The sequence below is a fragment of the Marinobacterium lacunae genome (assembly GCF_000705555.1).
In the GTDB taxonomy this organism is placed as follows: Bacteria; Pseudomonadota; Gammaproteobacteria; order Pseudomonadales; family Balneatricaceae; genus Marinobacterium_D; species Marinobacterium_D lacunae.
Map to the genome: position 1 here is coordinate 88,903 of NZ_JMQN01000021.1, position 19,854 is coordinate 108,756.

19 protein-coding genes are annotated in these 19,854 nt (G+C 55.4%); 9 read left to right on the top strand and 10 right to left on the bottom strand.

Annotated features, from left to right (window positions below; translation table 11 throughout):
• Window positions 1–2 precede the first annotated feature (2 nt).
• The 5 genes from ADIMK_RS08840 to ADIMK_RS08860 form a co-directional block, all read right to left on the bottom strand.
• A complete protein-coding gene (locus tag ADIMK_RS08840; protein WP_036186442.1) occupies window positions 3–1,049 on the bottom strand; it encodes a lipid A deacylase LpxR family protein in 1,047 nt (348 codons plus the stop codon).
• Between the two features lie 3 nt (window positions 1,050–1,052).
• Window positions 1,053–1,388: a YdbL family probable chaperone protein gene (locus tag ADIMK_RS08845; RefSeq protein ID WP_036186444.1), complete on the bottom strand. Its 336-nt coding sequence runs from the start codon at window positions 1,386–1,388 to the stop codon at window positions 1,053–1,055.
• Between the two features lie 14 nt (window positions 1,389–1,402).
• Complete coding sequence (locus ADIMK_RS08850) at window positions 1,403–1,600, bottom strand: YnbE family lipoprotein (protein ID WP_036186447.1); 198 nt, start codon at window positions 1,598–1,600, stop codon at window positions 1,403–1,405.
• Between the two features lie 75 nt (window positions 1,601–1,675).
• A complete protein-coding gene (locus ADIMK_RS08855; protein WP_036186451.1) occupies window positions 1,676–4,000 on the bottom strand; it encodes an intermembrane phospholipid transport YdbH family protein in 2,325 nt (774 codons plus the stop codon).
• Between the two features lie 22 nt (window positions 4,001–4,022).
• Window positions 4,023–4,664 (bottom strand): O-methyltransferase, encoded by a 642-nt coding sequence (locus tag ADIMK_RS08860; RefSeq protein WP_036186454.1) that lies wholly within the window; start codon window positions 4,662–4,664, stop codon window positions 4,023–4,025.
• Window positions 4,665–4,796: 132 nt separating this feature from the next.
• Here ADIMK_RS08860 and ADIMK_RS08865 point away from each other — a divergent pair, with 132 nt between their 5' ends.
• From ADIMK_RS08865 to ftsZ, 5 genes are all read left to right on the top strand, one after another.
• A complete protein-coding gene (locus tag ADIMK_RS08865; protein WP_036186456.1) occupies window positions 4,797–5,150 on the top strand; it encodes a hypothetical protein in 354 nt (117 codons plus the stop codon).
• A gap of 18 nt (window positions 5,151–5,168) precedes the next feature.
• Window positions 5,169–5,795 (top strand): hypothetical protein, encoded by a 627-nt coding sequence (locus ADIMK_RS08870; RefSeq protein ID WP_036186459.1) that lies wholly within the window; start codon window positions 5,169–5,171, stop codon window positions 5,793–5,795.
• Between the two features lie 156 nt (window positions 5,796–5,951).
• Window positions 5,952–6,677, top strand: a complete 726-nt coding sequence (locus ADIMK_RS08875; protein ID WP_036186462.1) for a phosphatase PAP2 family protein — start codon at window positions 5,952–5,954, stop codon at window positions 6,675–6,677.
• A gap of 582 nt (window positions 6,678–7,259) precedes the next feature.
• Window positions 7,260–8,522, top strand: coding sequence for a cell division protein FtsA (gene ftsA / locus ADIMK_RS08880; protein ID WP_036186465.1), 1,263 nt, complete (start codon window positions 7,260–7,262; stop codon window positions 8,520–8,522).
• A gap of 130 nt (window positions 8,523–8,652) precedes the next feature.
• Window positions 8,653–9,852: a cell division protein FtsZ gene (ftsZ, locus tag ADIMK_RS08885; protein WP_036186468.1), complete on the top strand. Its 1,200-nt coding sequence runs from the start codon at window positions 8,653–8,655 to the stop codon at window positions 9,850–9,852.
• Window positions 9,853–9,925: 73 nt separating this feature from the next.
• On the opposite strand, the gene ADIMK_RS08890 is transcribed toward ftsZ, so the two are convergent.
• On the bottom strand, window positions 9,926–11,041 hold the full coding sequence (locus ADIMK_RS08890; RefSeq protein WP_036186471.1) for a GNAT family N-acetyltransferase/peptidase C39 family protein: 1,116 nt from the start codon (window positions 11,039–11,041) through the stop codon (window positions 9,926–9,928).
• A 147-nt stretch (window positions 11,042–11,188) separates the two neighbouring features.
• On the opposite strand from ADIMK_RS08890, the gene ADIMK_RS08895 reads away from it, so the two are divergent.
• From ADIMK_RS08895 to ADIMK_RS08905, 3 genes are all read left to right on the top strand, one after another.
• Entirely contained in the window at window positions 11,189–12,673 is a 1,485-nt protein-coding gene (locus ADIMK_RS08895) for a RimK family ATP-grasp domain-containing protein (protein ID WP_036186473.1), read from the top strand.
• Between the two features lie 162 nt (window positions 12,674–12,835).
• Entirely contained in the window at window positions 12,836–13,336 is a 501-nt protein-coding gene (locus tag ADIMK_RS08900; protein WP_051692746.1) for a putative pterin-binding protein, read from the top strand.
• The gene (locus tag ADIMK_RS08905) at window positions 13,336–15,288 is read left to right on the top strand and encodes a putative bifunctional diguanylate cyclase/phosphodiesterase (protein ID WP_051692754.1); all 1,953 of its coding nucleotides are present in this window, start codon (window positions 13,336–13,338) and stop codon (window positions 15,286–15,288) included. The genes ADIMK_RS08900 and ADIMK_RS08905 overlap by 1 nt, the downstream gene beginning before the upstream one ends.
• Window positions 15,289–15,291: 3 nt before the next feature.
• On the opposite strand, the gene ADIMK_RS08910 is transcribed toward ADIMK_RS08905, so the two are convergent.
• The 4 genes from ADIMK_RS08910 to ADIMK_RS08925 all read right to left on the bottom strand — a co-directional run bounded on the left by ADIMK_RS08910 (window position 15,292) and on the right by ADIMK_RS08925 (window position 19,134).
• A complete protein-coding gene (locus tag ADIMK_RS08910; protein ID WP_156042858.1) occupies window positions 15,292–16,149 on the bottom strand; it encodes an RluA family pseudouridine synthase in 858 nt (285 codons plus the stop codon).
• On the bottom strand, window positions 16,149–16,916 hold the full coding sequence (locus tag ADIMK_RS08915; RefSeq protein ID WP_036186476.1) for a TlyA family RNA methyltransferase: 768 nt from the start codon (window positions 16,914–16,916) through the stop codon (window positions 16,149–16,151). Before ADIMK_RS08915 ends, ADIMK_RS08910 begins: the two co-directional genes overlap by 1 nt.
• A 113-nt stretch (window positions 16,917–17,029) precedes the next feature.
• On the bottom strand, window positions 17,030–18,379 hold the full coding sequence (locus ADIMK_RS08920; protein ID WP_036186479.1) for an alanine/glycine:cation symporter family protein: 1,350 nt from the start codon (window positions 18,377–18,379) through the stop codon (window positions 17,030–17,032).
• A gap of 254 nt (window positions 18,380–18,633) precedes the next feature.
• A complete protein-coding gene (locus ADIMK_RS08925) occupies window positions 18,634–19,134 on the bottom strand; it encodes an Lrp/AsnC ligand binding domain-containing protein (protein WP_036186482.1) in 501 nt (166 codons plus the stop codon).
• 314 nt (window positions 19,135–19,448) lie between these two features.
• Between ADIMK_RS08925 and ADIMK_RS08930 the strand changes: the two genes are divergently transcribed.
• Entirely contained in the window at window positions 19,449–19,838 is a 390-nt protein-coding gene (locus ADIMK_RS08930) for a RidA family protein (protein WP_036186485.1), read from the top strand.
• Window positions 19,839–19,854: the final 16 nt, after the last annotated feature.

Genomic DNA, 19,854 nt, shown 5'->3' on the forward strand with positions numbered 1-19,854 from the left:
GGTCAGAACGAATAGGAGAGGGCGATAGAGCCGAACTTGTGGCCGCCGTCCTGTCCTTCGAACTGCTGGGTGCGGTAGTAGCGCGCCAGTGACAGTTTCCATCGCTCCCAGGTCGCGGCGACGCCCCAGGCAGCATCACCGACCAGCGGCTTCTTGTCGACCGAGTGGCTGTCTCTGAAGGTGTTGCCATCAAGAAAAATGTCCCGGGCAACCCAGCGGCCATCCAGCGACAGGAACGCATGGACGCCCCATTCGTTGTGTAGCCTTGGATCGACGGAGGTGGGGGTGCTGTTATCGCCGCCTGTACGCAGGGCTGAGGTGCCGAAATCCTGCGGCAGGTTATAACCGATACGGTACTCTGCACCGGTATTGAGGTAGGTCGCGACATTACCGAGACTGCCTCCGGCATGTCCGATCAGGTCGTGCTGGAAATTTTCGAACAGGCCGCCGAACATCAGACGCTGCTTGTATTCGTAGATGAACTGGACACCCGGTTCATTATGCAGTTGGTTGTCCCAGCCCTTGAACTTCTTGAATCCACGCAGATCGTGAATGAAATTCTGACTCTCTTCTGCCAGTGACCAGGGACCTACGACGCCAAGGTTAGCCTCGAACGACTTGAGCTTGTGGCGGGTGCGCGTGTGGTAGCCAAAGCCCAGATAGAGCCAGCCAGCATAGGGGCGATCGTTTGGATCGAGCGTGGTTCGATCCCGGTCGGCAGGTGTGTACATCTGCTGACCAAGGGTGACGATCAGGCGACGGCTGGGCTCTTTTTCAAAGCGTGCCGGCTGCGGGTCGAACATGGTCAGCGCGCGGTTGGTGCCGCGTATCCAGCCCGGAATGGTGGGATCGTCGATAAAACTGTCGATCTCGGGCGAGACCCAGGAGGCGCGCACGCCGTTGGTGTACTGTTGGTCGGTATCGGCAAACAGGTCGTTTTCCAGATACAGGCTCAGTGTCCAGCTGTCATCGCCGGGGGCGGAGAAAACCAGAGGTGATGCCGTAGCGCCGAGCAGGGCCGACGCCAGTAACAAGGCCTTACGTCGCATCACTTATTTCTGTATCCACTTGCCATCGGGCGTACGCACATACTCGCCGTTGCCGGCACGCTTGAGCAGGCGCTCGCCAGTGCGAAGCTCCATGATCTTCACCTCGACTCCGGCCTCTTTTGCCTTCTGGATATAGAGCGATTTGCGCTGGTCGTTGATCGATTTCACCAGCGCCTTGACCTCGCCATTGGCGCTGCCGGTCACGATGCCGAGGTAGCCGGTGCTCTGTTCGCCCACCAGGCCGCGTGCTTTGGCCTCATCCAGCGTCAGGGCAAAGGACGGCGTGGCCAACATAATGAGCAGGGCCGCCATCATTGCCCGCAGTGTAATTCGCTTCATCTGTGTCACCTTCCTTAAAATAGCTCGCTGTTCTCTTCAAGCAGTGTGTCGATCTGCTTGTCTACCTTGACCAGTATTTCATGCTCGATCTTGACGTTAAGGTTGATGGTGATCGGGTCAGAGGGCGCCGCGATCTGCACGGTCGGCGTGCAGGCTGTCAGCAGCAATATCATGACTGGCAGAGCGAGACGGTACGCACCTGATGTCAGCATAGTCGGAACTCCTCCGCGGTTAAGTGGGTTGTCATCTCAAGGCTCCCATGACCGAGCTTAACAGGGTCTTAAGGCTCAGCGCTTCAACTGCTTCTGCAGCGATTCACCGATCCGTTGTGATATCTGCAATGATCTTAACAGCTGTAACAGATTTTCTTCGATATTGAGCGATAGATCGATCGGACGCCCCTGCTGCCAGTCTGGATTCTGACCGCGCAGCCGGCTGTTCAGTTCCAGATCGCCGTTGGGGGCGTAGTTTACCCGTAGATCGAGCTGATCAAGTTGGAGGTTGCTAAGGGCCGATAGCGCTAACTGCAGCCCCGTATTGGCCTGCGCGGCCGCTTCGAGTTCGGCGCTGGGCTGGTAGCGGATCCAGCCCGGGGCGTTGCTGCTGATCTGTCCGCCACTGATTTCCAGCTCGCCATTATTGAAGGTGATCGGCAGATCGCCTTCCAGGGAGGTCTCGCCGGTGAGCCCCGGTTGCTGGTAGAGACTCAGCGCCTCGCTCAGCTGAATCTGCTCAAGGCTGGCAGTCGTCTGAAACGAGGGCGCGAAGGGGTTTAGCTCCAGTGCCGGTAGTCGTATCCGGCCACCCAGCAAATTGAGATCGATCGGTTCCAGCGCAAGTGTTGCACGCCCAGCTTCGGTTTGTGTGAACCGGTATGCGATACGGGTATCAAGGATATCGATACCGGTACGGATCTGATCGGCATGAAGTACACCGGTTGAGCGGATTTTTGCGTTCTGGCTGACGGATAGGGCCAAATCCGCATCCAGACCTTCCGCTTCGAGTTGAGTCCCATATGCCAGATGTGCGCTGCGCAGCGCAATATCGGTCGAGGTAGTTGCTGCGCCTGGCGACGGACCCGAGAGTTGTCCGCTTAGTTTGAGCTCTCCTTTGAGGATATTGAGGTCGTCAGGCCACTGAGTGATCCAGCGTTTTAGCGTCGGTTGCAGGGATGAAAGGCTGACAGGTGCCATACGCCAGTCTGCACGGACTTGCTTGTCGCTGAGCTGCCAGTTAGCGCTGAGGCTGGCTTCGGGTGCTCGCGTGTTCAGCTGCAGACTGCCGGTCGCACGATCTGGCTGCCAGTTTCCGCGCAACAGCACGGCAGCGCTCGGGAGCTCTTTACCGCTAAGCACGAGCGATGCCGCTTTACTGGACATTTGGAAATCGGCGCTCAATGGGGCGGTCGATAGCCTGATATCGGCTGCGACCGGGGACAGCGAAATTGAATCGCCCTCGCTGAGTGTGATTTTCTCGGGTGAAAGGGTCAGCCGTATCGGTGAAACTGACAGCGGCGTGTCACTTGAGAGTGCTGTCTCGACATTCACGGCCTGCTCAAGCTGCAGTTTCAGGCTTTCAGTCGCCCAATCATCGGTGCGGGCATTGAGCGCCTGAATACGGCTCTGTGGTTGAATGCTCAGTTGAACGTTGGCCGCCGCAACGATGGCTTTGGCCGATAGCTGAAGATCGATGCTGTCGACGCGTGTTTCATCAATGCGGGTCGGGCCGCCTTGAGCGTGAAGTGTGGCGGTGGCCTCAGCGCTTAAGGCCTCTAGCAATCGCGCGTTGTCCAGCGGCAGACGTGACGGCCATCGGATATCCAGTGTGCTGCCTAGGCGGCCCTCTTTAATCGGCACCGGTAGCAGGGGTACTAACCCCTGCATCCAAGCAAACAGTGAGTGCAACTCAAGTTCACTGCGTAAGTGTGCACTCCACTCGGGGCCCTGTGTACGGATGTCGCCGGTAATCTGAGTCAGCATCAGGTTATCGCGTGAGAGCGCCAGAGCCAGTTGCTGACGGGCGCTGAAATTGGCGTCCAGATAGACCGGGTCGAGCGCTGTTCCGCTTTGAGGCGTGATATCAACGCGCACGCGGCTTAGTAATTGCTGACGCGTCAGATCGATGTTGCCGCGGGCTTTTATGGCCGGCTGCTCAGGCGCTTGATAATCGATCGCGACCTCTCCAATCACCAGTCTGCGCGATGGCGCGTACTGGAACAGGAGCGAAGGTGGTACTCGATTCAGGTCGAAATCTTTAGCGGCGCTGGTTTCGAGTCGCGCTTCGATGCTGCGCTCGGCGGTAATACCGATCTGCATCTGCGGGATACGAATCTCGCTGATCTCTTGTGCCAGAATCAGGCGTCGGGGATCAAACAGAATGGTAACGTTGCGGGCGTTGACCTGAATCTGCCTTTCGTTGCCGCTTTGCTTAAGGGCCAGGGATGGAATCTCGAGGCGATCCCATCCCGGGTGTGTCAGCTCGATTCGAGGGGCGGTGAAGCCCTGATCTGTCAGCCACTGCTCGATCAGCGAGCGCGCGACATATGGCAGGGCTGTGTACAGTGCGATGATCAGCAGTGGGATAGGCAGCAACAACCAGAGCAGTTTTCGCATGATGCCTCCCTGTGGCTGACAATCAATCCTTCTTGCGTACGACGTTAAGCCCGTCGCGAAGCGTCAGAAACACGTTCTCGACATCAGGATCTTCAGCAATACGTCTGTTCGTTTCCACGAGAATATCGTCGATTTCCGATTCTGGTTGCAACACCTTGCCGGACCAGAGCACGTTGTCGAGTACAATCAGACCACCGGGGCGCGTCATCTCCTTTACACGCTCATAGTAATTGAGGTAGTTGCGCTTGTCGGCGTCGATGAAGGTGAAATCGAGCGCCATATCCAGCTTCTCGATGGTGTCCAGTGCTCGGCCGAAGATCACTTCGATCTTGTGGCCATGTTCACTGCGGTCGAAAAATCCCTGGGCAAACTCGATGGCGCGCGGATTAGTTTCGCAGCAGACCAGACGCCCGTCATCCGGCATCCCTTCGGCGATAGACAGTGCGGAATAGCCGGTGAACATGCCGATCTCCAGTGCCTGCTTGGGCCTGACCATAGCCGAGAGTAGTTTGAGAGTACGTCCTACCAGCCGACCGGATAGCTTCTGAGGCCATCCCATATTCAGATTGGTCTGGTCGATAAGCTCCTGCAGCAGCGGCGGCTCTGCGCTGGTTTGCAGATAGGCGTAATCTTCAATGGCTTCGTTAACGAGAAATTCGGGCATAGGGCTGTTGCTTGTCGATAGTGGCTTGAAAGGCGTTAGTCTACCATTTTCGATACCACACAGGTGCCTGCCGGAAATATCATCTGATGCTTTCTGCCGTTACAATTGCCTCCTCACAGACAAGGAGGCGCTATGGCCGAACCACTTTATATCTTTCTTTTCGCCGGTATCGTTTCGATGTCAGCTGCGCTGAGCGCCGGGGCACTTAACAAGCTGGCGCTGGATCAACGGCCCGCGTTCATGCAGAAACCGAACGGGCAGATTACCGTCATCATGGCCGGTAACCTCGGCGCCATTACCCTGTTGGGCGCCATGGCATTCGGTTTCCTCAAACTGCACTGGTGGATTCCGCTCTCGTGCATGTTCATCACCTTCCCCATCGTGCATCTGCTGGTCTTTCAGCGCATCCTCGGGGATCTTAAAAGCCTGATTGTCATGCTGCCGCTGACAGTCGTGGCCGCTGTGGCGCTTTACTATTATTGGTAACAGGTATCGGGGGAGGCGATGATTTCGGTCGTTGGTTTTGGTTCACTATTGTCGGAACGCTCTGCTCGGGAAAGCGTGCCGGGCCTTACCCATTACCGTCTGGTGAGGGTGTCGGGATACCGCCGTATCTTCAACAAGGTCGGTATTGTGTTTATTGCCGGGCACGGACAGTGTCCAGACAGCCTTGAGGTCTCCTCCTGTTCTACCGAACCCTGTGCCAGCACCTCCATTATCGCTGCCCAATTTGAGTGTCCGGTCGATCAGTTTACCGAGCTTTATGAGCGTGAACATCGATATCGCTGGATAGAGGTTCAGCCGGTGGCGCTTGATGGAAGGCCTCAGTGTCCGGCACGCATGTGTACGGGGTACTCCGATCTGGAGTACCGTCTGAACAAGTGCGTGACCGAACAGGAGTATCATGACAGGGTAGGGCGGCATTACACCGGTGTTATTTGGCGCGACGATATTTTACCTTTCCCAAGGTATCTGAAGTTCTGCCTGGTATCGGCGGCAAGCCACGGCGACGAGGTGCTCGATAATTTCCTCGATACGAGTTTTCTCGCCGATGGCCGTACCAGTATTCGCGAGTATCTGTCCATCCGCCCTGATCTTATCCCTTCATCGCTGCGCGAACGGGTGTCTTGATCCCGGACACTCGCTCGAGCGGTGCGCTATTCCCGCTGCCGTTTAATTTCGCCTTAAGACAACGCAGGCATATCTAGACCCTTAATCTTGCCGGAACTGACTGTCTCGAGAGCTGTTCTCGAGTTGCTCGGTATACGCCTTGGTATGAGGGTCGCTATGAACGTTAAGGTCCAAGCCGCAGAGTTGCCATTCCCGGCTACAGCCTATGGGGCCGGTTGGCTAAGACTGTTGCAGCCGTTGGGTGTGGCTATATTGCTGCAAAGTCTGATCAGCGGCTGGCAATTGGATCTGGCCTGGTCGAGCTGGCTGTATGCCGAGGAGGGGCGTAGCTGGATCTTGCGAGACTCCTGGTTCTTCAGCGAAGTCGTACACAAGGGCGGTCGGGAGCTCAGTATCGGGTTGTTGATCCTGGTCTGTATGGCTTTCGTCGTGAGCTGGAAAGTACCTGCACTTTCGCGTTATCGCCGGGTGTTGCTTTACCTGATATTAGGACCTGCTACCGCCAGTGCGCTGGTCGCCGGCGCCAAGCATATTACTGGGGTGGATTGCCCGTGGAGTCTTGATATCTTCGGCGGAGATCAGCCCTATGTGCCGTTGGTTCAGAACCTGCTCCGGGGGGGCGGTGATGGCGTCTGCTTTCCGGCAGGTCATGCCAGTGCAGGCTACGCCTGGCTTGCGTTGTATTTCGCCGCGGTCGCGGTAGCCCCTCGCTGGCGGTATGTGGCGCTTGCCGTGGCTTTAGGGGCAGGCCTCCTGTTTGGGGTCTCCCAGCAGCTTAGAGGAGCGCATTTCCTTTCACACGATCTCTGGAGTCTGGTTCTATGCTGGTACACCGTCATGTTACTTGCACGGTGGATGCTGGCGAAGAGCGATAAGCGATAACGTCAGAGCGCTTTGCCGTTATTCGAATCCCCTGTCCGGCAGCCCGGATAGGGGATTTTGCTTTTCGGCTACTCCGGCGGGGCAGTCTGCCTGTTGCTGGGGCTGATTAGGCGAGACAGATATGAATAATCGACATTTCTTTTGCTGTTAAAATCAACATTAAATTTTGATTTTTTTAAGATTGATCAAAATTAAAATTTGATATTTTTGTGTTTTATCAAAATTAAATATTGATTTGTCACAGGTTATTCAAAATTAAATTTTGATTTTTTTGCTTTTGAAGTTCATGAAAGTTTTTTGATATCGCTTTTTAAAAGCGGCAAAACTTTTCACTCCTGTTGGGTATAGCGGTTTGAAATAGAAAGAAATTTCCCTTTAGTGCGGCAAAAACCTGCCGATATTCTCCTTTATGGTGCTGTTGCTTTTTTAAACAGGTCTACGCAATACTTGCTCTGCAGACAGCCGATAAAAAGGGTTTTCTGGTTTGGCGCGCTTCTTGCTCTAAATCCTTTGAGTGCATCGGTTGCAACGCTGCAGATTCGATTAAAACCTGCTGATGCAGACAACCCGACTCAGACGACTATGACGATTGCAAATAACATGATAGTGGCGCTCGATATCGGTACATCCAAAGTGGTGTGCCTGGTCGGTGAAATTACGCCCGGTGGCGATATCGAAATTGTCGGCTTTAGCTCGCAGCCTTCGCAGGGGCTCAAGCGGGGTGTCGTGGTCAACATCGAATCGACGGTCAACTCCATTCAGCGCGCGGTAGAAGAAGCTGAGCTGATGGCGGGTTGCAAGATTCACTCGGTAACAGTGGGTATAGCGGGTAGCCATATCAGCAGCTTGAACTCTCACGGTATCGTGGCGGTGCGTGACAGAGAGGTCAACGAATACGATCTGGAGCGGGTTATCGACGCGGCGCGTGCTGTGGCTATCCCGGCCGATCAGAAGATTCTGCATATTTTGCCGCAGGAGTATCTGATCGATAACCAGGAGGGGATTCGCGAGCCATTGGGCATGTCGGGTGTGCGCCTTGAGGCAAAAGTGCATCTGGTGACGGGTTCCATCAACTCGGTACAGAACATCGAGAAATGTATTCGACGCTGCGGCCTGGAAGTCGACGCGGTGGTGCTTGAACAGTTGGCATCGAGTCAGGCTGTGCTGACAGATGATGAGCGCGATCTGGGTGTCTGCATGGTCGACATCGGTGGAGGTACAACCGATATCGCCATCTACACACACGGTGCTATCCGGCATACGGCCGTTATACCGATTGCCGGTGATCAGGTGACAAACGATATAGCAATGGCGTTGCGTACGCCGTCGGTGAACGCTGAGCAGCTGAAAATCAAATATGCCTGTGCACTGGCTCAGCTGACGCGTGCCGATGAGGTGATCAAGGTGCCAAGCGTCGGTGATCGCCCGTCACGTGATCTCTCTCGTCAGGCGCTGGCGGAAGTGGTCGAGCCGCGCTACGAAGAGCTGTTTAACCTGGTTCAGGCTGAGATTCGCCGCTCGGGGTTTGAAGATTTAATCGCCGGAGGCATCGTGCTGACCGGCGGTACATCGAAAATGGAAGGTGCGGTAGAACTTGCCGAAGAGATTTTCCATATGCCGGTACGCCTGTCCAGGCCGCACGGTGTGCGCGGCATGGAAGATCTGCTGGGTAATCCGATTTATGCCACGGCGATTGGCTTGCTGCACTACGCTCGCCAGGCTGTTGGCGCTGTTGAACATGAACCGATGGTTGCGCGCAAGCAACAGCCGGTGGAAGAGCGCCGCAGTTTTCAGATGCCCGATATGTTCGGGCGCATGAAAGCCTGGCTGCAAGGGAATTTTTAATCTCGGAGCTGGCTTTCTGAGCTTCGAGGATGCCGAGCACGGCTAGCCGGTTTGGCACGCCATTAACGAAAAATGCAGAAACAACCCGACGTCAGATCGGGAATCGAAGAACCTGGAAGGAGACGCAGAAATGTTTGAACTGATTGATAGCGTACCGCAGAGTGCAGTTATCAAGGTTGTCGGTGTTGGTGGCGGCGGCGGTAATGCCGTCGATCATATGGTGAGCTCTGAAGTTGAAGGGGTGGAGTTCATCTGTGCCAACACCGACGCTCAGGCACTGAGTAAGATGGCTGCGCGCACCGTGCTGCATATTGGCGGCGAACTCACCAAGGGCCTTGGTGCCGGTGCCAATCCTGAAGTTGGGCGCTCAGCTGCCCTGGAAGATCGCGATCGCATTGCTGAGGCACTTTCCGGTGCGGATATGGTCTTCATTACCGCGGGTATGGGTGGTGGCACCGGCACAGGTGCGGCACCGATCGTCGCGGAAGTCGCTCGCGAGATGGGTATCCTGACCGTCGCGGTTGTGACGCGTCCTTTCCCGTTCGAGGGGCGCAAACGCATGAAGGTTGCCGATCAGGGTATTCGCGAACTTCAGGAGAGTGTGGATTCCCTGATTATCATCCCGAATGAAAAGCTGCTGCCGGTATTGGGTAAAAACTGCAGCCTCATTCAGGCTTTCAGTACTGCCAACGATGTATTGAAAGGGGCAGTACAGGGCATCGCCGATCTGATTATCCGCCCGGGTATGATCAACGTCGACTTTGCTGACGTACGCACTGTCATGTCCGAGATGGGCATGGCGATGATGGGTACCGGTCGTGCTAAGGGTGATAACCGCGCTCAGGAGGCGACCGAAGCGGCGATCAACAGCCCGCTGCTGGAAGATGTTGATCTCAAGGGTGCCAGCGGCATTCTGGTAAACATTACAGCTGGTATGGACCTCGGGTTGGGTGAGTTCTCCGAGATCGGTGATCTGGTCGAGGAGTATGCCTCCGAGAATGCGACCATTGTCGTCGGTACCGTTATCGATCCGGACATGAGCGAAGAGATCAAGGTGACGGTTGTCGCCACGGGCTTGGCCAAGGCGGAAAGCCAGCAGGTGCGTGTTGCCAATGGTGGAACAACCACCACAACGGCGGCCAGCGCCCGGGTGACCAAGAATGTGACCACTGACTTCTCTCAGATGGAGTTGCCGACGGTGATGCGCAACCGTCAGAACGAAGAGCGCAGTGCAAAGCCGGAAGCGGTTCAGCACGAGATGAAGCGCACCGGCACGGATGATATGGATTTTCTCGATATACCCGCCTTCCTGCGTCGACAGGCGGACTAATCCTTCGCTGGAAAGGAGCGTAACCGAAGCGGTCGTATGACCGTCCAGGTTTCCCGCCTGAGTTCTGCATTGCTCAGGCGGGTTTTTTCCTTTTCGTCAGCAATAGCGTTGCGCGTAACCGGCTTTTGCCGAAGCGTGACATCGCCTGAAACTCCTCCAGCCCTACCGGAACGTCTATATAGTCGGTTTCGCTATGCCAGGGATCTCTGTCGAAATCGGGGTCGCTGATATAGACGTGGCGTTCGTCCGCTGATCCAATCACGACCCAGTGCGGTGCCTTGTTTCGGTTAAGCCGCCAGGTACTGATTAGCGTGACAGCAACGGCTCCTGCTTGCAGCTGCGCGATCAGAGACGGCAGATCCAGCTCGGCGTTGATCAGCTCAATCTCCGTATTGGCTATTTGTTGCCGGTAGTCCTCATGTACAAGCTCAATCACGCTCTTTTTGTCGGGGTCCCGCACACTGTCGATAAAGGGTGTTGAGGCGGGTGTCACACATAATCGGACACTGAAACCTCTTTGCCATGCGCTGAGTGCCAGACCGTGAGGCGAGCAGCCGCCATGACCAGATGTCATGTAGATAGTGGTCGATTCACGCCAGATCCTCAGCTCCTCTGTTCGGTTCATCTCGTACTGTGGGGCGAGGTGTTTCATCGCCATCATCAGGCTGGCCGGCCCGCAGGTGAAGGGAGTGCTCTGCTCGTAGTAGTCGGTGCGAGGCTTGGGGTGTTGCACCTTTCGGCGAATGGTTTTCTCCATGCGCCAAGCATCACTGCCGTTCTCGTAATAGGCTGTTATCCGGCCGAATCGATGGTATCCGCTAAGCTCGTATAATCGAATGGCCTTGTTGTTCTCTACACTGACCTCCAGCCTCATGAAGGCGCTGTCCCGAGCCCGTGCTTGCTGCTCTGCACCCTCAAGTAAGCGATTGGATATTCCCTGCCCACGCCAGTCTGGCGTGATGGCAATGGAGTAGAGGCGCGCCAGGTTGGTGCCCGATCGATAGAGCACAAGCGCGTATCCGCCGAGTTCCTGGCCGTTGTCGGCAACCAGAAGGTCGGCGTGTTCCGAGCGAAGCATGTGCTGAAAGTTACGCCGGGACAGTTTGTCGCCGTCGAAACAGCGATTTTCGAGTTGGCAGAGCTGATCAAGGTCGCTTCGCTGTGCAGAGCGAATCAGGATGTTGTCCATGGGGCGGACTCAGGTGAGACTTTGAGCCGATCCTACACCGGGGAGAAGCCCTGTGCCACGCCGTGCAGGAAGATTATTTTCAGCAAGCCGTGTGAAGTTGATACGTCTGGGGGCATACTGCCGACGAGGACTGAAGGAGAGTAAGGCATGGCCGGTTTTTACGTTGTGGTGGATGATCTGGAGGACTGGGCACCCTATTTTCCCAGTCGTGACGTGATCTCGTTCGAGCAGTACATGTCACTGCCAGAGGGGGAGGGCAAGGGACGCACGCGTGTGATCAACTGTTGCCGTAACTCACGTGCGCTGGGTCGGGGGTATTACTGCTCTTTGCTGGCCGAAGCGCGTGGACACAACGTTATTCCTTCAGTGCAGGTGATCAATGATCTGCGCCGGAAATCGCTTTGGTCATTGGAGCTGGAAGCCGTGGAGGCCGCACTGGATCGCCTGGCGCTGAACGATGGCGAACAGTCTCAGCAGCTCGATCTGCGTATCTTTTTTGGTGAGATCGATACGCCTCAGCTTACGCCGCTGGCGCATCAGTTGTTTGAGCGCTTTCCGATCCCGCTGCTTGAGGTGAGACTCAAGCGTGATCAGGGCTGGCATATTCAACGCATCAAGCAAGGTGCACTGCGCGATCTGGCGGATGAGTCCGAACAGGATCGCTTTGCTCAGTCGTTGGATCGATTCAGCAATCGAATTTGGCGCAAGCCGCGTACCCGTAAGCACTATCGTTATGATCTTGCGATGCTGATCGATCCAAAAGAGAAGTTGCCGCCAAGTGACCGTGCGGCGCTGGCCGGCTTCGTGCGTGCGGGCAGGCGGCTGGGTATCAACGTACAGCAGATCGGAAAACAGGATTATCAGCGCCTGGCGGAGTATGACGGGCTGTTTATCAGGGAAACGACGTCAATTGATCATCACACCTACCGATTTGCGCGCAAGGCGGCGGCCGAAGGGTTGGTGGTGATGGACGATCCGACCTCGATCCTGCGCTGTACCAACAAGGTCTACCTGGCTGACCTTCTGCGTACCCACAAGGTGCCGACGCCGAAAACGATGATCGTCAGCGATGCACGTGGTGAGACCGTAGAACTTATTGCCGAAACGCTCGGCTTGCCTGTTGTGCTGAAAATACCGGACGGTGCCTTTTCGCGCGGTGTGATAAAGGTCGAGACGATCGAAAGCCTGTCAAAAGAGTTGAAGCGTTTGCGTCAAAACTCCTCGCTTATTCTGGCGCAGGAGTTCATGTATACCGATTACGACTGGCGCATCGGCGTGCTTAATAACAAACCGCTATACGCCTGTCGATATTTCATGGTTCAGGATCACTGGCAGATATACCGGCATGAAGGTGGTAACGAGCCGGATTCCGGTGGTTTTGATACCCCCGCTATCTGGGAGGTGCCCCGTAAAGTGCTGGATGTCGCACTGAAAGCAACGCGCTTGATCGGCGATGGGTTGTATGGAGTGGATATCAAACAATCCGGCGATAAGGTGGTGGTGATAGAGGTGAATGACAACCCGAGTATCGATTCCGGCGTGGAAGACCTGCAGCTGGGAGGCGCGCTGTACCATGAGATCATGGCGGAGTTCTTGCGCCGTATGGAACTCAAACGGCAGATGAGAGTGTGATGCAGATCAGCCGATGCGAATGTTTCTCAACTATTGTGGACAATCAAGTTCTTATACTTTTAACTTAAGGGCCTCATGCCCGTTTTTAGCTATGGTTTTTCCATAAGCATGAGAAAAAAGACATCCGCAGTGGGTTGAGCCGTTTCAATCGGGAGGTCGGTTTTGCGTGAGTTTATCGGTGCCTTGCTGCTGACGCTATTGATGTCGCCCAGCGTTTTTGGCGGGGAGTTGCCTGTGCCTCAGGGTCCGGTCATCTTGAGTATTAGTGGTGACATTTCAAATACCAATGCACCGCAGCGGGCGGATTTCGATCGTGAAATGCTCGAAGCGCTGCCTCAGAGCACGTTGGATATGGCTACGCCCTGGACTGAGGGGATCCAGCATTTTCAGGGTGTGTATTTGAGTGACCTGCTGGAATATGTCGGCTCGAATAGTCAGAGTGCTGAGGTTATGGCGCTCAATGATTATCACGCTACGCTGGACATCCGGGAGTTGGCGGCCGTACCGGTACTTGTTGCGATCAAGAACAACGGCAGCTACATGCGTGTTCGTGACAAGGGGCCACTCTGGATCGTCTACCCTTTCGAGGATTTGCCACTTGCTGACCAGTCGCGTCACCAAGCCAATCAGGTGTGGCAGCTGCGTCGTATAGAGCTGCACTGATGCCTCGTTACCGCTCTCCCCGATTTTTGCTTTTGGTCATTGCTGTTGGCGTGTTTGCCGTCAGCACCATGGTTAGTTATCAGCGGCATATCGAATCGTCACAGCTCATCTCGGTTACCCAGAAAGGCAGCGGCTGGGCCGCGTCAGAGCTTGAGATTGAACTGATCAAGTTCACCAGAATCCTTGAGCTTGTCGGACTTGGGCGGGAAAGTACGGATGAGCTTCTATTGCGTTTTGATCTGCTCTGGAGTCGGGTGGAGATTCTTAGCCTGGGCAGTGAGTCCAAAGAGCTTCGAGAGGTTTCGGGCGCAGAGGAACTGTTGACCGCACTTCGCTCGACTCTGCGTGAGATTGAACCGCAGGTGGTCTCGCTTGAGCAGGGTGATTTGAAAGTGGCTGAATCGCTCATTCATAGGTTAAATCAGTATGAGAGTCAGGTTCGCACGTTTAACGTCGATAGCTTTAACGGCCCCATCGCACAAGGGCGTATCAAGCGTGTGTTCGAACTCAACTGGTTGGTCAGCGTATCGTTGATTGGTCTGGCGCTCAGTGGTGCCTTGCTCATTGTCATGTTGATCAGAGAGAGTGCGCGTAACCGGCATCAATCGCTCCATGATGACCTCACAAGTCTGCCCAATCGTAAATTCGTAAACCAAAAACTTGTAACGGCTGCGAACCGCGCGCGCAAGCAGGGCACGTTGTTAGGCATACACCTCATCGATCTAAACAATTTCAAGGATGTTAACGACACGCTTGGCCATAACCACGGCGACCAAATGTTGCGGACGATCGCTGACCGGTTGCGCCAGTTCATGGGACATCAGCAAACAGTAGCTCGGATGGGTGGGGACGAGTTCCTAATCATTCAGGAGCTGGTTCAAGATCCCAAAGAGTGCATGGAGCTGTCACGGCGGTTGTGGCAACAGTTAGGGCAGGAGATTCGTCTTAAGGGCAACGCCATCTTTCCCTCGGCGAGTTTGGGGGTCAGTGTCTTTCCAATCGATGGTGACGATGTCGCTCAGGTACTGATCAATGCCGATTTGGCCATGTACCGGGCCAAGCGGGAGGGTGGTGCCGGTTATCGCCGTTTCGAGCCGGAGATGAACGAAACGCTCCAGCGCATGAATATCATCGCCCGCGATCTGAAAACCGCCATAGCCGGTGACCAGCTGGTACTGAATTATCAGCCTGTTGTGGCGTTCGAGAGCGGAAAGATCGTATCGGTCGAGGCGCTGTTGAGGTGGCATCATCCAAGTTATGGCGCTATTTCGCCGCTGGAGGTGGTGGCTGTCGCCGAGCAATATGGCATGGCGCTTGAGTTCAACGAGTGGGTGATCCGGCAGGCGTGTCTGCAATATGTCCGTTGGGCACAGCAGGGGTTCGAGACGGTTTGCGTGGCGGTTAATATTTCGCCTTCAATGTATGCGCAGCATGATCTCTGCGGCTCGCTGATGCGGTTGCTTGACGACACGGGTATGCCCGCCCAACAGCTGATCATAGAGGTGACCGAAGACACCACGATGCGGGATATCGAAAGCTCCCCCGATACACTGTTCAACATCAAGAAGTTGGGCGTGCAGATTGCGTTGGATGACTTCGGCACCGGCTACTCCTCCCTGAACCACCTTAAGCGGCTGCCGGTCGACAAGTTGAAGATTGATCGCAGCTTTATCAGTGATCTGAATATTACGCCCAAAGATCCAAGGATTATTCGCAGCATTATCGGGCTGGCTGAAAGTCTCGATCTGCAAGTGATCGCCGAGGGCATCGAAAACCTCCAGAACGTTGACGATCTGCGTCGGGAGGGGTGTGTGTTCGGGCAGGGATATCTGTTCTCGAAGCCGGTGGATAGCAAGCAGCTCACCGAAATGCTTCAGGCTCAGAAGCGAGGGGAGCGGTTGTTCAGGCGGGAGGGTGTTTACCCGCCTGTGCATGATGAGAATCCAAAATAGAGATTATGCGTTGCCGGCAAAGGTGTATTGGCAATGTGTCCGTAGAAATGCATCAGACAGTTCAAAGGTGACCGGTTGTCGCCTCAGCGGGCAGGTGAACGCAAGCGTTGTCGCGAAAAGCTGAAGCCCTTCCGAGTTCTTGTTACCCTCTCCGTAGCGGGGATCGCCAATCACGGGGTGCCCGATACCATTAAGATGCCGTCGTATCTGATGGGTGCGACCCGTGTCGATCTCGACCTCTGCAAGACTTTGATTCGTGTCGGCGTTATAGCTCATAAGGCGATAGCGCGTCAGTGCAGGTTTTCCGTCGAGGCGGCTATCGATAGTGCCGGTGCCGGGCAGCTCGCCAAGAACCAGAGCGCGGTAGCGCTTGGTAATCTCTCTTTCCTGAAACATGGCAGAGAGTTTGGCTGCGACACTTTGCTTATGAGCAATCAGCATAAGCCCGGCGGTTTCACGATCGATGCGGTGTACAGGAAAGGTCGCGCGCTTGGGCTCAAGGCCCAGCTCGGCAATGCGCAGCAAGGACAGGTGATCGCCAAAGTCGTTGCCCTGGGCCAGCACGCCGGCTGGCTTGAACCAAACGGAGTATCCGCTGGCGTCGTGCAGGCATACAGGTGTATCCGCGGTGCGTGCCAGCAGCTCGTCATCATAATACAGCTGTATCAGGTCGCCAGAGCGAAGCTGCTCTGTGGCCTTGCGCAGGCGTTTGCGATTGCGGCCCCGTTTAAGCCAGACTGCGCCCTTGGACATCGCGTCCTTGATGCGTTGGCGCGATAAACCCGACTCCCCGGCGAGAAAGTCGGTCGCTTTTTGATTGGCCAGAGAAGGGGCGATCTGACGCTCCAGCGTTATCTGCATTATGGTGTCTCGTTAATGTTCTTTTGGGCGACCAGTACGAATTCTCGGTTGCCGTCTCCGCCGAGAATCGGGCTGTCACTGCATTCTAGCGTGCTGAAACCCAAGCGGGTCAGCTGCGATTCTATTTGTGCCCGTACCTTGGGGTAGAGTGTTGCATCACGCACAATTCCACCCTTGCCGACATGCTCGGGCCCGACCTCGAATTGCGGTTTGATCAGTGTTATCAACAAACCCTCGGGCGCGACCAGTGGGGCGAGAGAGTCCAGGATCAGCGTTTGCGAGATGAACGACACATCCATCACCGCCAGGTCGAACCCTTTTCCGCTGGTATGCTCAAGCAGATCGGCACTTAGCTGGCGTGCGTTGTAGCCTTCGAGGCAAACAACTCGAGGGTCCTGTCTAAGGCGCTCGGCCAGCTGGTCATGTCCAACCTCAATACCGACGACACGGCGTGCATTATGCTGCAGCAGGCAGTCGGTAAAGCCGCCGGTGGACTGTCCCACATCAATGGCGATTTTACCCTGAAGATCAGGAGCGAACCTGTCCAGTGCCGGCAGTAGTTTCAGGGCACCTCTCGAAACGAAACGGTCCTCTTCGCTGGGTTCCACCTCAATGGCGATCTCTTCGGGCACTTTAATGCCTGTCTTCAGAGCAGGCTGCCACTGGCCCAGTTGTATACGTACCCGCCCCTCCTTGATCAGCCGTTGGGCGCGTGCACGTGTATCGGCCAGTCCTCTTTGAACCAGCAGCAAATCCAGGCGTAGCATGGTGTAATCCGTGGAGTTGGAAAGGGCGCTAGTATAACGTGTTAGGCAGCTTCAGGGAGGGGTGAAACGAAACGGCGGCCCGGATTTATCGGGCCGCCGGGAGTACGCGGGCGTTACTGATTGTCGAAGTATTCGCGGGTCAGTTTGAATACGACGGGGCTCAGCAGTGCCAGCGCGATCAGGTTGGGGATCGCCATCAGCGCATTCAATGTGTCGGCCACCAGCCAGACGAAGTCCAAGCTGAGCATGGCACCTGCTGGGATTGCCAGAATCCACAGGATTCGGTAGGGCATGATCGCTTTGACACCAAACAGGAACTCGACGCACTTCTCGCCATAGAATGACCAGCCGATAATCGTGGTGAAGGCGAAAATGGCCAGCGCGATGGCGACCAGGTAGTTACCGAAAGATGGCAGTGCCGATGCAAAGGCGGCGCTGGTCAGCGCAGCGCCGGATTCCCCGCCGGTCCAGGCGCCAGAGCTGACGATGACCAGGCCAGTGATGGTGCAGACCATCAGGGTGTCGATAAAGGTACCCAGCATCGCAACCAGTCCCTGACGCACCGGGCTGTGGGTCTGCGCAGCTGCGTGTGCGATCGGGGCGGATCCCAGTCCAGCCTCGTTGGAGAACACACCGCGCGCCACACCGAAGCGGATCGCCGCCCAGACAGCAGCACCGGCGAAACCGCCCTCGGCGGCGATGGGGGAGAATGCGTGCTCGAAGATCAGCGCCAGGGCGTGCGGCACTTGATCGGCCTGAATCGCCAGCACTACTAGTCCCGCCAGGATATAGGAGATCGCCATGAACGGTACCAGGGCCCCGGCGACGCTACCGATACGTTTGATACCGCCGAGCAGAACGGCACCCACCAAAACGGCGATGATTATGCCGCTGGCCCAGGTCGGGATCTGGAAATTGCTCTCCAGCACCGCGGCCACGGAGTTGGACTGTACCGTGTTGCCGATACCGAAGCCGGCGCAGGCACCGAAGATTGCGAAAGCCACGCCCATCCAGGCCCAGTTTTTACCCAAGCCGTTGCGGATGTAGTACATCGGACCGCCGACATGGTTGCCCTGTTCATCGGTTTCACGGTAATTCACTGCCAGCACCGCTTCCGAGTATTTGGTGGCCATACCGATAAGGGCGGTTATCCACATCCAGAACAGTGCGCCGGGTCCACCCAGGAAAATGGCGGTGGCGACACCGGCAATGTTCCCGGTGCCGACGGTGGCGGACAGCGCCGTCATCAAGGCTTGGAACGGCGGAATCTCGCCCTTGCTCAGATCATCGGATGAAGCGGTGCGGCCGCTCCAGAGTAGTCGGAACCCAGTGCCGATTTTTAGAATCGGCATCAATTTCAGGCCCAGAGAAAGGAAGAAGCCGACGCCGAGAATTAGAATCAGCATCATCGGTCCCCAGACGATGCCGTTAATGCTCGCTATCATCGATTCAAACGCATCCATGGTGAGTCTCCACAGTTGTTGATATCAGCTGACCTAACCTGATATTGGTATTTTTTATGGTTTTAATACCTGAGTATTGGGTTTTAGTCAGTGTATTTAAGGTCAGAAGCGGCTAATCCTAAAAACTAAATTCTGCTATGTCCATTCGCAGTGCACGTAAAGTTGCCTGGAGGGGGCCGTTTTTGATCCCGGTTAAATTTTTAGCTTAGGCGGTGAGGGGCCGTTGTACAGGGAGTGGCGAAAGGCGAGTGATCTCACTCGCCTTTCGCGCTGATGTCGGTGGGAAGCTCGGACTGCTCTTTTACTTCCTCCATTACGATGTAGCTTTTGGAGTTCTTTACACCGGGGAGGGTCAATAACATCTGGCCGAGAAGCTCACGATACTGTGACATATCGTGCAGGCGCGCCTTGAGTAGATAGTCGGCGTCGCCCGAGACCAGGTGGCACTCGAGAATATAGGGCAGTTTATCGACCGCTTTATTGAACTTCTCGAAGGCATCTGGCGACTGATAGGAGAGGGCTATCTCGACAAAAACCAGCAGGTTGAAATCCAGCATCTCCGGATTGACCTTGGCGTGGTACCCAGTAATCACGCCATCGCGCTCCAGGCGCTTTACCCTTTCCATGCAGGGGGTCGTCGACAGTCCGACCCGGTCAGCGAGTTCCGTATAGGATATACGGCCTTCGTTCTGAAGGATGGTCAGAATGTTGCGATCGATGCGATCGAGTTTTCTTGTTTTCTGTATATTGGCCATAACTTGGTCTTTTTCGCCAAAATAAAGATGAAATTCAGTTTATTCTAATGCAATTTTAACAAATTCACAAAAAATTAATTCATTCAATCGCTTAGAATGGAACGCACATCATCCGCTGCGCACACTTATCTGAGGTGTAGGTGATGCTAAAAGATAAGGCAAACGACTGCGTCCCGCTACTCGGTATGTGAGTAACACGCATGTGTATGTCGAATTGGGGCTGGCGAGCGAGTGGTCGCTTGGGGGAAGATACGTGCGTCAGGTCCTCCTCCGTTTCCTGACCCAATTTATAAGCGTTTTTGAAAGGATTAACTATGTCCAATAAGAGCATTATCAGCACAGACAAGGCGCCGGCGGCAATCGGTACCTACTCGCAGGCTGTCAAAGTAGGCAACACCGTATATATGTCTGGCCAGATCCCCCTGGTGCCGGAAACCATGGAAGTGGTAACCGAGTCTTTTGAAGCTCAGGCTGTGCAGGTGTTCGAAAACCTCAGCGCCGTTGCAGAAGCCTCCGGTGGTTCGCTTGCTGACATCGTTAAATTGACGATCCTGCTGTCGGATATGGATCACTTCGCGCAGGTTAACGCGGTAATGGGGCGCTACTTCAGTGAGCCTTATCCGGCGCGTGCCGCCTATGCTGTCAAACAGCTGCCCAAGGGCGTGGATATCGAAGTAGAAGGCATTATGGTCACTGCCGGTTAAGCGGCCGAGACGGAGG

Bases quoted from the DNA above. Each gene is read 5' to 3' on its own strand.
- ftsZ (WP_036186468.1), top strand. From the start codon at position 8,653: ATGTTTGAACTGATTGATAGCGTACCGCAGAGTGCAGTTATCAAGGTT.
- ADIMK_RS08890 (WP_036186471.1), bottom strand. From the start codon at position 11,041: ATGGACAACATCCTGATTCGCTCTGCACAGCGAAGCGACCTTGATCAG.
- ADIMK_RS08895 (WP_036186473.1), top strand. From the start codon at position 11,189: ATGGCCGGTTTTTACGTTGTGGTGGATGATCTGGAGGACTGGGCACCC.
- ADIMK_RS08850 (WP_036186447.1), bottom strand. From the start codon at position 1,600: ATGCTGACATCAGGTGCGTACCGTCTCGCTCTGCCAGTCATGATATTG.
- ADIMK_RS08840 (WP_036186442.1), bottom strand. From the start codon at position 1,049: ATGCGACGTAAGGCCTTGTTACTGGCGTCGGCCCTGCTCGGCGCTACG.
- ADIMK_RS08920 (WP_036186479.1), bottom strand. From the start codon at position 18,379: ATGGATGCGTTTGAATCGATGATAGCGAGCATTAACGGCATCGTCTGG.
- ADIMK_RS08910 (WP_156042858.1), bottom strand. From the start codon at position 16,149: ATGCAGATAACGCTGGAGCGTCAGATCGCCCCTTCTCTGGCCAATCAA.
- ADIMK_RS08845 (WP_036186444.1), bottom strand. From the start codon at position 1,388: ATGAAGCGAATTACACTGCGGGCAATGATGGCGGCCCTGCTCATTATG.
- ADIMK_RS08855 (WP_036186451.1), bottom strand. From the start codon at position 4,000: ATGCGAAAACTGCTCTGGTTGTTGCTGCCTATCCCACTGCTGATCATC.
- ADIMK_RS08865 (WP_036186456.1), top strand. From the start codon at position 4,797: ATGGCCGAACCACTTTATATCTTTCTTTTCGCCGGTATCGTTTCGATG.
- ADIMK_RS08925 (WP_036186482.1), bottom strand. From the start codon at position 19,134: ATGGCCAATATACAGAAAACAAGAAAACTCGATCGCATCGATCGCAAC.
- ftsA (WP_036186465.1), top strand. From the start codon at position 7,260: ATGACGATTGCAAATAACATGATAGTGGCGCTCGATATCGGTACATCC.
- ADIMK_RS08870 (WP_036186459.1), top strand. From the start codon at position 5,169: ATGATTTCGGTCGTTGGTTTTGGTTCACTATTGTCGGAACGCTCTGCT.
- ADIMK_RS08860 (WP_036186454.1), bottom strand. From the start codon at position 4,664: ATGCCCGAATTTCTCGTTAACGAAGCCATTGAAGATTACGCCTATCTG.
- ADIMK_RS08875 (WP_036186462.1), top strand. From the start codon at position 5,952: ATGAACGTTAAGGTCCAAGCCGCAGAGTTGCCATTCCCGGCTACAGCC.
- ADIMK_RS08905 (WP_051692754.1), top strand. From the start codon at position 13,336: ATGCCTCGTTACCGCTCTCCCCGATTTTTGCTTTTGGTCATTGCTGTT.
- ADIMK_RS08930 (WP_036186485.1), top strand. From the start codon at position 19,449: ATGTCCAATAAGAGCATTATCAGCACAGACAAGGCGCCGGCGGCAATC.
- ADIMK_RS08915 (WP_036186476.1), bottom strand. From the start codon at position 16,916: ATGCTACGCCTGGATTTGCTGCTGGTTCAAAGAGGACTGGCCGATACA.